General features: G+C 62.1%; 13 protein-coding genes. 3 read left to right on the top strand and 10 right to left on the bottom strand.

Going from position 1 to position 13,965, the window contains the following annotated elements; all coding sequences use genetic code 11:
• Nucleotides 1-414: 414 nt before the first annotated feature.
• Both ACP7BS_RS27200 and ACP7BS_RS27195 read left to right on the top strand, forming a co-directional pair.
• Nucleotides 415-1,458, top strand: coding sequence for a ketopantoate reductase family protein (locus tag ACP7BS_RS27200; RefSeq protein WP_426240586.1), 1,044 nt, complete (start codon nt 415-417; stop codon nt 1,456-1,458).
• Between the two features lie 3 nt (nt 1,459-1,461).
• On the top strand, nt 1,462-1,818 hold the full coding sequence (locus ACP7BS_RS27195) for a VOC family protein (protein ID WP_426240585.1): 357 nt from the start codon (nt 1,462-1,464) through the stop codon (nt 1,816-1,818).
• A gap of 12 nt (nt 1,819-1,830) precedes the next feature.
• Here ACP7BS_RS27195 and ACP7BS_RS27190 read toward each other — a convergent pair whose 3' ends face one another.
• The 9 genes from ACP7BS_RS27190 to ACP7BS_RS27150 form a co-directional block, all read right to left on the bottom strand.
• Nucleotides 1,831-2,505 carry an HAD family hydrolase gene (locus tag ACP7BS_RS27190; protein ID WP_426240584.1) on the bottom strand — a complete coding sequence of 225 codons (675 nt, stop codon included), beginning with the start codon at nt 2,503-2,505 and terminating at the stop codon, nt 1,831-1,833.
• A 140-nt stretch (nt 2,506-2,645) separates the two neighbouring features.
• Nucleotides 2,646-3,257, bottom strand: coding sequence for a LysE family translocator (locus ACP7BS_RS27185; protein WP_426240583.1), 612 nt, complete (start codon nt 3,255-3,257; stop codon nt 2,646-2,648).
• Nucleotides 3,258-3,335: 78 nt separating this feature from the next.
• On the bottom strand, nt 3,336-4,130 hold the full coding sequence (locus ACP7BS_RS27180) for an AraC family ligand binding domain-containing protein (protein WP_426240582.1): 795 nt from the start codon (nt 4,128-4,130) through the stop codon (nt 3,336-3,338).
• A 21-nt stretch (nt 4,131-4,151) separates the two neighbouring features.
• Nucleotides 4,152-4,556: a GFA family protein gene (locus ACP7BS_RS27175; protein WP_426240581.1), complete on the bottom strand. Its 405-nt coding sequence runs from the start codon at nt 4,554-4,556 to the stop codon at nt 4,152-4,154.
• 35 nt (nt 4,557-4,591) lie between these two features.
• Nucleotides 4,592-5,392, bottom strand: a complete 801-nt coding sequence (gene iolB / locus ACP7BS_RS27170; protein WP_426240580.1) for a 5-deoxy-glucuronate isomerase — start codon at nt 5,390-5,392, stop codon at nt 4,592-4,594.
• Between the two features lie 199 nt (nt 5,393-5,591).
• The gene (gene iolE, locus ACP7BS_RS27165) at nt 5,592-6,509 is read right to left on the bottom strand and encodes a myo-inosose-2 dehydratase (protein ID WP_426240579.1); all 918 of its coding nucleotides are present in this window, start codon (nt 6,507-6,509) and stop codon (nt 5,592-5,594) included.
• A 155-nt stretch (nt 6,510-6,664) separates the two neighbouring features.
• Entirely contained in the window at nt 6,665-8,515 is a 1,851-nt protein-coding gene (gene iolD / locus ACP7BS_RS27160) for a 3D-(3,5/4)-trihydroxycyclohexane-1,2-dione acylhydrolase (decyclizing) (RefSeq protein WP_426240578.1), read from the bottom strand.
• A 181-nt stretch (nt 8,516-8,696) separates the two neighbouring features.
• Entirely contained in the window at nt 8,697-10,628 is a 1,932-nt protein-coding gene (locus ACP7BS_RS27155; RefSeq protein ID WP_426240577.1) for a bifunctional 5-dehydro-2-deoxygluconokinase/5-dehydro-2-deoxyphosphogluconate aldolase, read from the bottom strand.
• A 104-nt stretch (nt 10,629-10,732) separates the two neighbouring features.
• On the bottom strand, nt 10,733-11,596 hold the full coding sequence (locus tag ACP7BS_RS27150) for a MurR/RpiR family transcriptional regulator (protein WP_426240576.1): 864 nt from the start codon (nt 11,594-11,596) through the stop codon (nt 10,733-10,735).
• Between the two features lie 331 nt (nt 11,597-11,927).
• On the opposite strand from ACP7BS_RS27150, the gene ACP7BS_RS27145 reads away from it, so the two are divergent.
• A complete protein-coding gene (locus ACP7BS_RS27145; RefSeq protein ID WP_426240575.1) occupies nt 11,928-12,755 on the top strand; it encodes a class II glutamine amidotransferase in 828 nt (275 codons plus the stop codon).
• On the opposite strand, the gene coaBC is transcribed toward ACP7BS_RS27145, so the two are convergent.
• Nucleotides 12,741-13,946: a bifunctional phosphopantothenoylcysteine decarboxylase/phosphopantothenate--cysteine ligase CoaBC gene (gene coaBC, locus ACP7BS_RS27140; RefSeq protein WP_426240574.1), complete on the bottom strand. Its 1,206-nt coding sequence runs from the start codon at nt 13,944-13,946 to the stop codon at nt 12,741-12,743. The two genes, ACP7BS_RS27145 and coaBC, sit on opposite strands and share 15 nt — an antisense overlap.
• Between the last annotated feature and the right edge of the window lie 19 nt (nt 13,947-13,965).

Here is a 13,965-nt window from a genome sequence, read left to right as displayed (position 1 = left end):
CGGAGACCCTTGCTCTCCCACGGGCTTGGTGTCCCAAAGGTGCGACGGTCTTCCATCCGCCACCGCAACTGGCATTACAGCGCCAAATGCGGAAGAAGGGAAGTTACAAAGGTGGCCCGAAGGGCCGGTTGAGGGGGCAAAGCCATTAAATTGGCGCACTTGCCGAACCGCCCCCTCATCGCCTCACTGCGTTCGGCACTTCTCCCCGCTGGGGAGAAGAGGGAATTTGCCGCGCGTCCACGGCTAGAGCTATTGGCCCTTGCGCCCGGGAGCGACCTCTTCTTGCGCGTTCACCCTCTCCTGAATGCACGGCTGCAATCACTTTTCGGCGACAGGCAGATTTCGGCGCTGGCCGCACGCTTTGGTCATTGCTACTAACGATATCATCGAAGGATGACGCGTGGAGGGGATGATGTGGGCACGACCGAAACGAACAATCCGGGCCAGTTCCGCAATATCTGCATTTTCGGCGCAGGTGCCATCGGCGGCGCGCTGGCGGCGCGGCTGGCCTCCTCTCCGATGCTCCGTGGCGCGACGATCACGGCGATCGCCCGTGGGGCTCATCTGCAGGCAATCCGGGACAGCGGCGTGCATCTCTACGAGCCGGGCAAGACCGAACCGCTGGTGGTGAAATTTTCCGCCACCGACAATGCCGCCGACCTTGGCCCTCAAGATCTCGTCATCGTCACGCTCAAGGGGCATCAATTAACCTCGGCCAGCGCCGATATTGCCGGCCTGCTGAAGCCCGGTGGGCGCGTTGTGATGATCCAGAATGGTATTCCGTGGTGGTATTTCCATGGCGATGCGGCAAGCGGCCTTGAAGGACGGCAGGTGGAGGCGCTCGATCCGGATGGCCTGGTCTGGCAGCGGATCGGCCCGGAACGCGTTGTTGGCGGGGTCATCTATCAGGGCGCGCAGATGCTTGAGCCCGGCCATATCCGGCTGACCAGCGGCGGCCTGCTGCATCTCGGCGCGCCCTCCGGCACGATCTCACCGGAACTGATGGCGATCGCGGATCTGTTGCAAGCCAGCGGCTGGACGATCAAGACGACCGATCGCATTCGCGATGAGATCTGGTCGAAGTTTCTCGGCAATGCTGCCTTCAATCCGATCAGCGCGCTGACAAGGGGGCGTATTTCGGAGATCATGGATGGGCCGGCGGTTGACCTGGTGAAGCAGGTCATGACCGAGGTGCACGCCGTGGCCGAGCGGCTCGGCTGCCATGTCCGCGAGACCGTGGACGAGAAGATGGAACATGGCCGGGGTCTCGGCAATGCCAAGACCTCGATGCTGCAGGATCTTGAGCAGGGCCGGCCGATGGAAATCACGCCGCTCACCCGCGCGGTCACGCTGCTGGGGCGCATGGCCGACGTGCCGACACCGGCCAACGACATCCTGCTGTCGCTGATCTCGCAACTGGACGAGTCCATGGCGAAGGCGCGCGCGGCAGCGGGCTAACCGATGACCGTCCTTCGCATCGTCGCCAATATCGAGGCCACCGATCCGCAGGCCGGTCGGGCTTTCTATGGCGAACTGCTCGGTCTCGATCTCGTCATGGACCACGGCTGGATCGTCACGTTCGCATCAGAAAAACAGGCGCCGGCGCAGGTTTCCATCGCCAGTGAGGGCGGCTCCGGCACGCCGGTGCCGCAGCTTTCGATCGAGGTTGATGACGTGGATGCGGTCTATTCCGGGGCCAAACGGATGGGCCTCGAAATCGTCTACGATATCACCGACGAGCCCTGGGGTGTACGGCGCTTTTACGTCCGCGACCCCTTCGGCACGATCGTCAACATTCTCGCTCATGGAGAACGTTGACGAGGTTTGATTTCAGCGGCGACCAGTCAGGGTGAGATCGCCGTTTTCATCGACCGAGACTTCGATGCCGATATAGCCTGGGATAGTCGGGTGCGATGTTTCGAACGGATGCGTGTGCGTGGCGGTAATCACCATCACGTCGGAACCGGCCGCTTCGCCTGCGATCACGCCAGCGGCAACGTCTTCGAATACGAGGCAATCCTTGGCATCGAAGCCGACGCGCTTGGCACCGAGCAGGTAGCATTCCGGGCTCGGCTTGCCGCGCGAGACATCCTCGGCGATGACGATGAACTTCGGCTCTGGCAGGCCGGCGGCTGCGATACGCACCTTGGCCAGTTCGCGCGGCGACGAGGTGACGATGGCCCAGCGCTCCGGCGGCAGGCTTTTGAGGAATTCGATCGCGCCCGGCAGCGGCTTGACGCCGTCGGTATCGTCCATTTCCAGCTGTGTGATCAGCGCCGCCTCGGCAATCGGATCGACGCCCGGCAGACCGAGCTGTCGGATCGTATCGACGCCGCGCTTGCCATGCATGGTCGGCAGGAAGGTCGCGACATCGAGGCCGTGGCTTTCAGCCCATTTTCCCCAGACCCGTTCGGCAGCTTCGATGGAGCTCAGGAGCGTTCCATCCATGTCGAACAGGAAGGCGGAGTATTTCTTGCCGAATACCGGCGAGGACGCTGAAGACACGGGGGGCTGGCTCCTTTGAAGGTCTGGCGAGCCGCATGTCTTGTGACCGCGCGGCGACCCCCGTTCGAATAAGGGGATTCCCCCTCAAGATCAAACGGATATCGTCTCTCGACCGGTGCCGATGTGCTTCTTGTCCGACTTCACCGCACTGATAGCGCCAGCCGCAGCCCCATCAGCCCGAAGGCGCAGGCAAAACCGCGCCGCAGCCAGAGGGTAACGCCCGGCCGCGAGATGACATAGCGCCGCGCCGCTGCGGCAAAGACGCCGTAAAACACGAAGACGACGAAGGTCAGAACCATGAACACGGCGGCAAGCCACAGCATGAACAGGGTCGGCGACGGCGTGCCATCCGGCACGAACTGCGGCAGGAAAGCCAGAAAGAACAGCGACAGTTTCGGATTGAGGCTGTTGAGCAGGATGGCCGTTCCGATGATCCTGCCTGGCCGCATGGGGCGGGCTTCTTCCGTCACCTGCAGACTGTCGGCATCGCGAAGGACGCTCCAGGCCATGTACAGCAGATAGGCGACGCCAAGATATTTAATCACTTCAAACGCCATGGCGCTGGTGTGCAGCAGGGCGGCCAGCCCGGCAATACTGGCGATGATATGCGGCAGGATGCCGAGCGTGCAGCCAAAGGCCGCGAGGATGCTGGCGCGCGCACCGGAATTGAGGCCCGTTGCCAGCGTGTACAGTACGCCGGTGCCGGGCAAGAGGATGACGACGATGGATGTCAGCAGATATTCGAGGGTCACAGCGCGCGCTCCGTTCAGCAAGGAAAGCCGCAGTAAACGGATCGGCGGCCCTCCGGTCTTGAACGAAATTGCAGGATGTCAGCTATGAGCCAGCGCGTAGGCTCCAGGCGTCACGCCGTAGGCGCGGACGAAAGCCCGGGTCATATGGCTTTGGTCCGCGAACCCACCGGCAAAGGCCGCGTCGGCGAGCGGCGTGCCCTTGGCGATCATCCGGCGAACGGCTCTGACGCGGCGCTGGACCAGATAGGCGTGCGGCGTCAAACCGGTCACTTCTGAAAAGGCCCGCACCACCTGAAAACGGCTCAGCCCGCTGGCGGCGGCAAGATCTGCCAGGGTCGTGGCGGCGGCCGGATCATCATCCAGCAAGGCTTTTGCCCGGCCAATCGATGGCGGTATGAAGCGGGAGGCAGGCTTGCGATCCATCATCGATGCCACCAGCTGCAGAAAGCCGGTTTCCGGCTCTAGCGTTTCGCGCATCTGTGTCATCGCCGCATAGACCGGCAGGAGACGCCGGGCGGCGCTCCCATCACTCATAACCGGCCGTGAAAACACAAAATCCTCTGGCCGGCCTTCGCAGATATCCAGAACCGCCTGAGCAATCACGCTCGGATCAAAATAAAGCATCCGCCACGAACGCCCCTCGCCCCCGATCGGATGGCCATCGTGCACTTCGCCGGGATTGACGGTGATCATATCGCCGGGGCCGGCCTCGACAGGGCCACGGCCACTGGCAGATTTCTGGGCGCCACGCAGGATCACGCCGACACCGAACTGGTCATGCGTATGGCGGGCGAAACTATGCGCCGTATCGGCCTCGACAGCCTCGACGCCCTTGATCGCGCACTGCCGCATCCGGAACTGGCTGGTTTTCATCGCCGCTCCTAACCCTGCTTCTTAGTCACGCTCTTGGCCCGGCAGCGCATCGCGCTCGCCAAACCAGTTCGCCGCCGAAGAACACCAGATCTGGTGGTTCGGCGCAAGCGCGCGGCGCTGGCTGATATTGCCCCAGCGAATGCCGATCTCCTCGGCGTCCTCATCGGTTCCCGTCGTATAGATCGGCGAGCCGCAATTGCCGCAGAACATCTGGAAGCGCGTCCGGCCATTGTCGCCGGTCTTGGTATAGGTTTTCGGCTGGCCCGCCGTGATGCGAAAGTCAGCCTTCGGCACGGAGACAGTCACGCGGTAGACCGAGCCGGTGAGATGCTGGCAATCGGTGCAGTGGCAGATGCCGACCTCGTCCGGGTCTATATCCGCTTCAAAGGCGATCGCGCCGCAATGGCAATGTCCATCGATATGCATACCGGTTCCTCCCTGTTCAGAAGGAACCTAGCGCATCAGACGCCGGTGAACAGCCAGGCATGCTCCTTGGCATTGTTGAATTTCCAGACGCGCGATGGGCCGGCCATGACATTGAGATAATAGAGGTCATAACCATGGATGGCCGCGACCGGATGATAGCCCTTCGGCACCAGCGTCACGTCGCCGTCTTCCACCGCCATCGTCTCGTCCAGCGAGCGGTCATCGGTATAGACGCGCTGCATGGCAAAACCCTGGGACGGGTTGAGGCGGTGATAATACGTTTCCTCCAGGAGGCTTTCGGCCGGCAGGTTGTCTTCGTCATGTTTGTGCGGCGGATAGGACGATGTATGGCCGCCGGGCGTGATCACTTCGACCACCAGCAGCGAATGGGCCGCATTGTCGTCTTCCGGCATGATGTTGGTGACATAGCGCGTATTGGTGTTCTTGCCGCGCGTCATCTGTGGATGGCGTCCCGGTGCGATCACCTGGGCCTTGTAGCCTTCGCCGCCCGGCGCGGTGCAGATGGCCAGATCGAGCGCCGTCGTCGCCGTGGCTTCCCAGCGGCTGCCCTTCGGCACATAGACCGCGTAAGGTTGCCCTTCGAACGGCGTCATGCGTTCGCCCAGTTCGCCGAAATCCTCGCCATCAATGGAGACCTTCGCTTTGCCGGAGACCAGAACGAGGCAGGTTTCACGGTCGGCACTTTCGCCAGCCGTCTTTTCGCCTGCGGCCATCCGGTTGAGGCCGAAGCCGACATAGGTCCAACCGGCGCTTTGCGGTGTGATGTCGTGGACGAGGCCGCTGGTACCGGCCGGTTTGACGAGAAGGTTCGGCATGGTGTGGCTCCTGTTCAGTTTCCACCCTCCCCTTGAGGGGGAGGGTCGGCACGGAGTGCCGGGGTGGGGTGATCTCCTGCGCCAAACAACGGGTCACCCCCAACCCGCAGCTTCGCTGCGACCTCCCCCCTCAAGGGGGAGGTGGCCTACGCCGGATCCAATCCCGTTTCCGGTGCATAGGGCCAGCACCAAACGGGGATCACCCCTTCGGAAAACCTTCCGTTTCAACCGTATAGCCTGAAGCGGTCATGACGCGCATCAGTTCGGCATAGCCGATCTCCGCCATCTTCTGCGGCGGCGACTTGCGCGGATCCTGCTCGGCCTCGACCACGAACCAGCCTTCATAGCCATAGTCGGCGAAACGCTGGACGATGGAGCCGAAATCGAGCGAGCCGTCGCCCGGTACGGTAAAGGCACCAAGCGCCACGGCGTCGAGGAAGGATTGCTTGCTGCGATCAAGGCCATCCACGACGCCCTGACGGATGTCCTTCACATGCACATGGTTGATGCGGGCATGGTGGTTGTCGATGGCGCGCAGCACGTCGCCGCCGGCGAAAGCCAGATGGCCGGCGTCCAGCAGCAGCGGAATGCCTTCGCCCGAATTCTTCATGAAGGCGTCGAGTTCCGGCTCGGTTTCCACGACGGCCGCCATGTGGTGATGGTAAGAGAGCGGCATGCCCTGATCGGCGCACCATTCGCCGAATTCGGTCACGCGGCGGGCATAGGCCTTCATCTCATCATCGCCAAGGCGCGGCTTGGTCGCCAGCGGCTTTGAGCGGTCGCCCTGGATCGAACGGCCGACTTCGCCATAGACGATACAGGGCGCATTGACGGCCTTGAACAGCTCGATCATCGGCGCGATGCGGTCCTTGTTGGCCGCGAGTTCCTCGTTGACCAGCGTGCCGGAGAACCAGCCGCCGCACAGCGTCACGTCGGCAGCGCGCAGGATCGGCAGCATCTCATTCGGATTGTTCGGAAAACGGCGCCCCTGCTCCATGCCGGTGAAGCCGGCGCTGCGCGATTGGCGCAGGCATTCTTCGAGCGACACGTCGTCGCTCAGTTCTGGAAGGTCGTCGTTCCACCAGGCGATGGGCGACATGCCGAGTTTGGCTTTCATGAAATTCTCCTTGGGAAGAAGGCGACCGGCCTTCCTGATCATCCTGTATCCCGTCATCCTCGGGCTTGACCCGAGGATCCATATCCCTCGGCGGCGCCTCACGGTTGGATCCTCGGGTCAAGCCCGAGGATGACGGAGTTTGTGATTGTCTATCCTTAACCGATACGCTGGGAAGCGAGCGCCTTTTCGTAGCCCTTGCGGGCCTCGTTGACCTCAGGCCGGGCGGAGACTTCCGGTACAGCCACATCCCACCAGTTGCCACCCTCGTCCGTGGTGATCAGCGGATCGGTATCAATGACGATGACGGTGGTGCGGTTTTCGCCGGCGGTTTCCTTCAGCGCGATTTCCAGCTCGCTGATCGAGGCGACCTTGCGGGTGAGCGCGCCCATGGCAGCAGCATGCCCGGCAAAATCAATGGCTGGCAGCGTAACGTGATGGGTGTCGCGCAAAAGGTTGTTGAAGTTGGCACCGCCGGTCGCCATCTGCAGCCGGTTGATGCAGCCGTAGCCGGCATTGTCGAGCAGCACGATGGTGATCTTGGCGCCGAGCATGATCGACGAGGCGATCTCGGCATTCAGCATCATGTAGCTGCCATCGCCGACCATGACGATGACGTCGCTATCGGGCTTGGCCAGCTTGACGCCGAGACCGCCGGCCACTTCGTAGCCCATGGTCGAGAAGCCGTATTCCATGTGATAGCTGCCGGGCGCATCCGCCTGCCAGAGCTTGTGCAATTCGCCGGGCAGACCGCCGGCGGCGCAGACCAGCGTGGTGTTCTCCTTGCGGGCACGCTGGACGGCACCAATGACCTGGGCGTCGGATGGCAGCGCCGCATTGGTCCCCGCGGTCGCCTTGTCTGCGGCCTTCAGCCATTCGGCCTTGGCGTCCGTTGCCTTCTTCGTCCAGCTCGCATCGACCTTGTGCGAGCCGAGCCCGGCGCTGAGCGCATCAAGACCGACGCGGGCGTCGGAGACCAGCGGCAGCGCTTCATGCTTGGCTGCATCGAAGGCCTGGGTGTTGAGGCCGATGATCTTCAGGTTGTCGTTCTTGAACAGCGACCAGGAACCGGTGGTGAAATCCTGCAGGCGTGAGCCGACGGCGAGAACGACATCGGCATCCTCGGCCATCTGGTTGGACGCCGATGTACCGGTGACGCCGACCGAGCCCATGTTGAGCGGATGGCTGTGCGGCAGCGATGATTTTCCGGCCTGGGTTTCGACGACCGGAATGCCGTGTCTTTCCGCGAAGGCGGCGAGTGTCTTGCTGGCTTCGGAGTAAAGCACGCCGCCGCCGGAAATGATCACCGGCTTCTTGGCTGCCTTCAGCACCGTAATGGCATGGGCCAGTTCGTCCGCATCCGGATGCAGGCGGCGGGTAGTCCAGACCTTTTCGTCAAAGAAGCTTTCCGGATAATCATAGGCTTCCGCCTGCACATCCTGGCAAAGCGACAACGTGACGGGGCCGCAATCGGCGGGATCGGTCAGCACCTGCATGGCGCGGCGCAGTGCCGGGATGATCTGTTCGGGACGGGTGATGCGGTCAAAATAGCGCGAAACGGGGCGGAAGCAATCATTGACGGTCATCGTGCCGTCGCCGAAATCCTCGATCTGCTGCAGCACCGGATCGGGGCGGCGATTGGCAAAGACATCGCCGGGCAGAAGCAGGACCGGCAGGCGGTTAACATGGGCGAGCGCCGCCGATGTCACCATGTTGAGCGCGCCGGGGCCGATCGAGGTGGTGCAGGCCATGAAACGGCGGCGGAAGCTTGCCTTGGCAAACGCAATGGCTGCATTGGCCATGCCCTGTTCGTTCTGCGCGCGATAAGTCGGCAGCGTATCCTTGATGCCATGCAGGGCCTCGCCGATACCGGCGACATTGCCATGCCCAAAAATAGCAAAGACGCCGCCGAAGATCGGCGTCTTCTCGCCGTCGATCACGGTCATCTGCTTGGTGAGAAACCGCGCGACGGCTTGCGCCATGGTCAGGCGAACGGTCTTCTGGCTCATTGTTTCCTCCTCGAACGAGGACATTGCCTCAGTTTTCTACTTCACACCCTCCCCTTGAGGGGGAGGGTCGGACCGCAGGTCCGGGGTGGGGTGACTCCTACGGCACCCAACGGATCACCCCCACCCGCAGCTACGCTGCGACCTCCCCCCTCAAGGGGGAGGTAAACTCACCGCCATCCAATCAAGCCGCCTTCGTTTCCGCCAGCCCAAGCCAGAGATTGACCAGGGCCTCGAACCTGCCCGCCATATCGGCGATCGCCTGTTCGTCATCAATCTCGCCAGCCAGCCAAGCCTTGCTTGCCTCGGCAAAGATCGTCCGGCCAACGGCAAAACCCTTGACGGTTTTTGACGTGCGGGCAGCAGCGAAACCTTCCTTTAGCGCTTCATATGAGGCTTCCAGCCCGAGCAGGACAACACCACGGCAGAGCGGATCGCGCTTTTCGATAACGGCGTCGATGGCGGCCCAGGCAGCGCGGCTTGCCTGCGGCTCGAGCTTCCACCAGTCCGGCTTCAAGCCGGCATCGTAGAGCTCATTGAGCGCACGCGGGATTGTGTTGTCGTCGAGCGTGCCATGTTTGCCCGCGATGATCTCGATCAGGATTTCGCGGCCGACTTTGCGGGCAGCCTCAAAGGCCGAGCGGAGCTTGGCAATCTGGGTCGCCTTCATCTCGGCCGCATCGTCCGGGTGGAAGAAGCTCAGGACCTTGATGCAGTGATCGACGGGCCATTCGATGAGCCGGCTACCGAGATCCTGGCTGAACTCGAACTGCAGCGGCCGTGAGCCCGGAAGCTCGATCGGCTTGCCGATCCAGAAGTTCTTGTTGACGGCATAAAGCGCGTCGCGGCCGTATTTGTCGTCGATCAGCATGCCGAAACCGGGACGGCCGTTGGCGATGCGCTCGGCGGCCTTGACGGCGAGAACCTTGAAGGCCGGGATGCGGGCCAGAAGCTCGGCGTCGCCTCCGGCCAGATCTTCCAGCTGGCTGCGGTGATCGATGGCGAGCGCCATCAGTTGCGGGATTTCGCGGCGGCGGGTGGTTGCCCAATGAACGTGGTTGATCGCCTCGTCCTTGCGCAGCGCCTTTTCCGTGCTGCCGTTTTCCAGGAAGAACTGCAGCTCGGTCCAGGTCGGGATTTCCGGCGCACAGAGCAGGCGCGACACGGCAAAGGCACCGCAGGCATTGGCCCAGGTGGCCGATGTCGCATGCGGCTCGCCCTTCAGCCAGCCGCGCAGGAAGCCGGACATGAAGGCGTCGCCGGCACCGAGCACGTTGTAGACCTCGATCGGGAAACCCTTGCCGATGATGCCGTCTTCGAGATCATCGGAGATCGGACCGTCATAGACGATGCAGCCCATCGGTCCGCGCTTCAGCACGATCGTCGCTTTTGAATTGGCGCGGATAGTCTTCAGCGCTGCCAAAAGGTCGCTGTCGCCGGATGCGATCAGCACCTCCTCTTCGGTGCCGACGATCAGGTCGCAATCGGCGAGCACCGTCTTCAAATGCGCGGACACTTTTTCTGAAGCGATATAGCGGTTGTCACCGGCATCATGGCCGGCGAGGCCCCAGAGGTTCGGGCGATAGTCGATATCGAACACGACCTTGGCGCCGCTTTGCTTGGCGATGCGGATCGCCTTGCGCTGGGCAGCATCGGTGTGCGGCTTGGCGAAATGGGTGCCGGTGACGAGGATGGCGCGGGCCGAACGGATGAAGTCTTCGGAGATGTCGTCTTCGCACAGCGCGCTGTCAGCGCAGTTGTCGCGGTAGAACAACAGCGGGAAGGAATGATCGCTTTCGACAGCAAGGATAGCAAGTGCCGTCAGCCGCTCGGGATCGGTGACGATACCCTTGGTCTCGACGCCCTCGCGCTCCAGCTGCTCGCGGATGAAGCGGCCCATCTGCTCCTTGCCGACACGGGTCAGAAGTGCCGATTTCAGGCCGAGGCGCGCGGTGCCGACGGAGATATTGGTGGGGCAGCCACCGACGGATTTGGCGAAGCTGGCAACGTCTTCAAGCCGGGTGCCGATCTGCTGGCCGTAAAGATCGACCGAGGCGCGGCCAATGGTGATAATGTCGAGCGGCTTGTCCGCCTGCGTCCCGTTGATCTGGCTCACTGCTTCCTCCCGGCGGGCGCTTGCGTCGCGCCGACATTTTTATTGGCTGGTGGGGTATCGCCTTTATGAAACATAAATTCCGTCGTTTAGTCAATGTGGAATTTTCATTCTATTAAATGATCTTCGCCGATCCGCCGCCTTTTTTCCGCAACCGCAACCGTCAGCGCCATGGCGAACGCCATGCTGGCCGAGAGCGAGCGGAACCCGGCGTGGTCGGCCTCGACAAGCTCGAACCAGACCTTCGAGGATTCTGCGAGCGGCGAAAATGCTGAATCGGTTAAGGACACCACCGGCACCTTGCGATTGGCAAGCAGCTTGGCCTGATTGACGCTTTCGGACGCATAGGGCGAGAAACTGACGGCAAACGCCGCATCCTGCGGACCGGCCATTGCCAGAATATCGTCATCGATCCCGGCCGCCGTGCCGACCATCTGATATTTGACCTTCAGCTTGCCGAAGGCATAGGCCATGTATCCGGAGATCGGATAGGAGCGCCGTTTGGCGACCAGATAGATGGTTTCGGCACCGGCCAGAATATTGACGGCACGCTCGAAGGCCTCGGGCTCGACCGAACTGGCGATATTGTCCAGCGAGCGATGGGCCGCAGCCACGAACCCGTTGAAGATCGAACCGCTTTCCAGCTTGCTGTGGTCGTTGCCGCTCAGCGCCTTGAGGCGTTCGTCATAACCCGGCGTGCGCTCACGCAACCGTGCGCGAAAAATCTGCTGCAGGCTGGAAAACCCTTCGAAACCGAAATGCTGGGCAAAGCGCACCAAAGTCGACGGCTGAACATCGGCGGAGGTGGCGATGCTGGCAGCCGTGCCAAAGGCAATTTCGTCGGGATTGTCGAGCGCGTAAGCTGCCACCTGGCGAAGCCGCTTCGGCAATTGGGCCTTGCGCTCCAAGATGACCGCCTTCAGCCCGTCGAAATCCTGCGGAATGGCGATGCTGCTGTCGGGTTCGGCCATCTGTCCGGGTCTCTTCCTGCTTTGCGGTGTCCTCAGGACCTTATGCAAATATCCCAAGCAAGAATAGAACACACATTCCACATCTGCATTTTTCCTACCATTTCGCCCTTCCTAATATCCCACACCGACAGTTATCGGGAGGCCGGACTGGCTTTCCGTCGCACGTCCCAGAAGAACAGGCCCGGCATCCAAAATCGACAGGTTGACCGGCAAGATGCGGAAATGATCCTGTTCGTTAACGTATTTTTACCATGTTCGGCCGGATGATCGGCAAATATCATGGTTAACGAACCATCAAGGCGGGCCATCCCCGCGATCCGGAGTATCCTGCATGTGCCGCTGGGCAGCCTATCGCGGAGAGCCGCTCTATCTGGAAGAACTGGTGTCGTCGCCGGCCCACTCGCTGATCGAGCAATCCCACTGCGCCACCCGCGCCAAGACGGCGACCAACGGCGATGGCTTCGGCATCGCCTGGTACGGCGATCATCCGGAACCCGGACGTTACCGCGATATCCTTCCCGCCTGGTCGGACTGCAATCTGAAGAGCATTGCCCGGCAGATCCGCTCGCCGCTGTTTCTCGCCCATGTGCGGGCGGCGACCGGTGGCGGCACGCGGCGCGACAATTGTCATCCTTTCGTGCATGGCCGCTGGTCCTTCATGCACAACGGCCAGATCGGCGACTTCGAACATCTGCGCCGGCCGATGGAGGCCATGCTCGATAACGATCTCTACACCGCCCGCACAGGATCGACCGATAGCGAGCTGCTGTTCCTGCTGGCCCTGCAGTTCGGCCTTGAGCAGGACCCGTTGGGGGCGATTGCCGAGACCCTGGCCTTCGTTGAACGGCTGGCCGAGCATCTGGAGCGCAAGGTTCTGGTGCGCTTTACCGCCGCCCTTTCCGACGGCCACAATCTCTATGCCGTGCGTTATGCGTCCGACTGGAAGGCACCGACGCTCTATGCGGCACCGATGGGACCGAGCGGCGGCTATTGCCTCGTCTCCGAGCCGCTCAACGACGACGACAATGCCTGGGTGGAAATTCCGGATGGAACCGCGGTCATCGTCGGCGAAAATGGCGTCGATGTGCGCCTGTTCGGAACGGCAGGCGCTGCGCCTGATACATCGCGGATGGAACGGATGGCATCAGGAAAAATGTGAGGCGATCAGTGTGCCGAGCCGCTCGGCAACGGCCTGCTTGTCCATTTCCGGCCAGTCCTCGTCGCCCGATTTGCCGATCACCTTCACCGTGTTGCGGTCACCGCCCATAATGCCGGTATGGGGTGAAACATCGTTGGCGAGGATATAGTCGGCACCCTTGCGCTCCAGCTTCGAGCGGCCGTTTTCAGCGACATTCTGCGTTTCCGCAGCAAATCCGACCACCAGTTTCGGCCGTTTGGCGTGATGGCCGATGGTTTTCAGGATATCCGGGTTTTCGATGAGCAGCAGCGGCGGCGGCGCTTCGCCGGGCTGCTTTTTGATCTTGTTGCCGGAAGCGCTCGCCACCCGCCAATCGGCGACGGCGGCGACCATCACGGCGATATCGGCCGGCAATGCCCCGATAACGGCATCGCGCATTTCCTCGGCGCGCTCGACATGGACGACCTTGACGCCCTTCGGATCTGGGATCGTCACCGGCCCGGAGACCAGCGTCACATCAGCGCCGAGCCGGGCAAGTTCGGCGGCGATGGCATGGCCCTGCTTGCCGGACGAGCGATTGGCGATATAGCGTACGGGATCGATCGGCTCATGCGTCGGTCCGGATGTGACGATGACTTTCTTGCCCGCCAAAGGTTTCGGGCCTGTATCAAGCAACGCCTCGGCTGCGGCAGCGATGTCCAAGGGTTCGGCCATCCGGCCTTCGCCTTTTTCGCCGCTTTCAGCCATTTCGCCGGAAGCCGGACCAATGAAGCGTATGCCATCGGCCACCAGCGTCGCGTGATTGCGGCGAGTGGCGGCATGCGACCACATTTTCGGGTTCATCGCCGGTGCGACAAGCACCGGCTTGTCCGTCGCCAGAAGGATGGTCGAGGCCAGATCGTCGGCAAGGCCGTTGGCCATTTTCGCCATCAGGGCGGCGGTGGCAGGCGCAATGACGATCAGGTCGCAATCGCGGGCAAGGCGGATATGGCCGACATCCTGTTCGTCCTCGCGCGAAAACAGCTCGGTGAAAACCTTGTCGACCGCAAGCGCACCGACGGCAAGCGGCGTCACGAAAGCCTGCGCACCCGCCGTCATCACCGGCCGCACGGAAGCGCCGCGCTCCCGCAACCGCCGGATCAGATCGAGGCTCTTATAGGCCGCGATGCCGCCGGAAATGATGAGAAGGATGCGTTTTGCCTGAAGCGTCATGACGAATTCCGGTTTCGGC

Origin of the sequence: Pararhizobium sp. DWP1-1-3 (assembly GCF_049896125.1) — a bacterium.
Lineage (GTDB): Bacteria > Pseudomonadota > Alphaproteobacteria > Rhizobiales > Rhizobiaceae > Pararhizobium.
The sequence above is the reverse complement of the archived record's forward strand: the minus strand, read 5'-3'. Positions and strand labels throughout refer to the sequence as shown.

What these genes read in the sequence shown, in the direction of transcription:
- ACP7BS_RS27175 (WP_426240581.1), bottom strand. Translation starts at nt 4,556, where the DNA reads ATGCATATCGATGGACATTGCCATTGCGGCGCGATCGCCTTTGAAGCG.
- iolE (WP_426240579.1), bottom strand. Translation starts at nt 6,509, where the DNA reads ATGAAAGCCAAACTCGGCATGTCGCCCATCGCCTGGTGGAACGACGAC.
- iolD (WP_426240578.1), bottom strand. Translation starts at nt 8,515, where the DNA reads ATGAGCCAGAAGACCGTTCGCCTGACCATGGCGCAAGCCGTCGCGCGG.
- ACP7BS_RS27195 (WP_426240585.1), top strand. Translation starts at nt 1,462, where the DNA reads ATGACCGTCCTTCGCATCGTCGCCAATATCGAGGCCACCGATCCGCAG.
- coaBC (WP_426240574.1), bottom strand. Translation starts at nt 13,946, where the DNA reads ATGACGCTTCAGGCAAAACGCATCCTTCTCATCATTTCCGGCGGCATC.
- iolB (WP_426240580.1), bottom strand. Translation starts at nt 5,392, where the DNA reads ATGCCGAACCTTCTCGTCAAACCGGCCGGTACCAGCGGCCTCGTCCAC.
- ACP7BS_RS27150 (WP_426240576.1), bottom strand. Translation starts at nt 11,596, where the DNA reads ATGGCCGAACCCGACAGCAGCATCGCCATTCCGCAGGATTTCGACGGG.
- ACP7BS_RS27180 (WP_426240582.1), bottom strand. Translation starts at nt 4,130, where the DNA reads ATGAAAACCAGCCAGTTCCGGATGCGGCAGTGCGCGATCAAGGGCGTC.
- ACP7BS_RS27145 (WP_426240575.1), top strand. Translation starts at nt 11,928, where the DNA reads ATGTGCCGCTGGGCAGCCTATCGCGGAGAGCCGCTCTATCTGGAAGAA.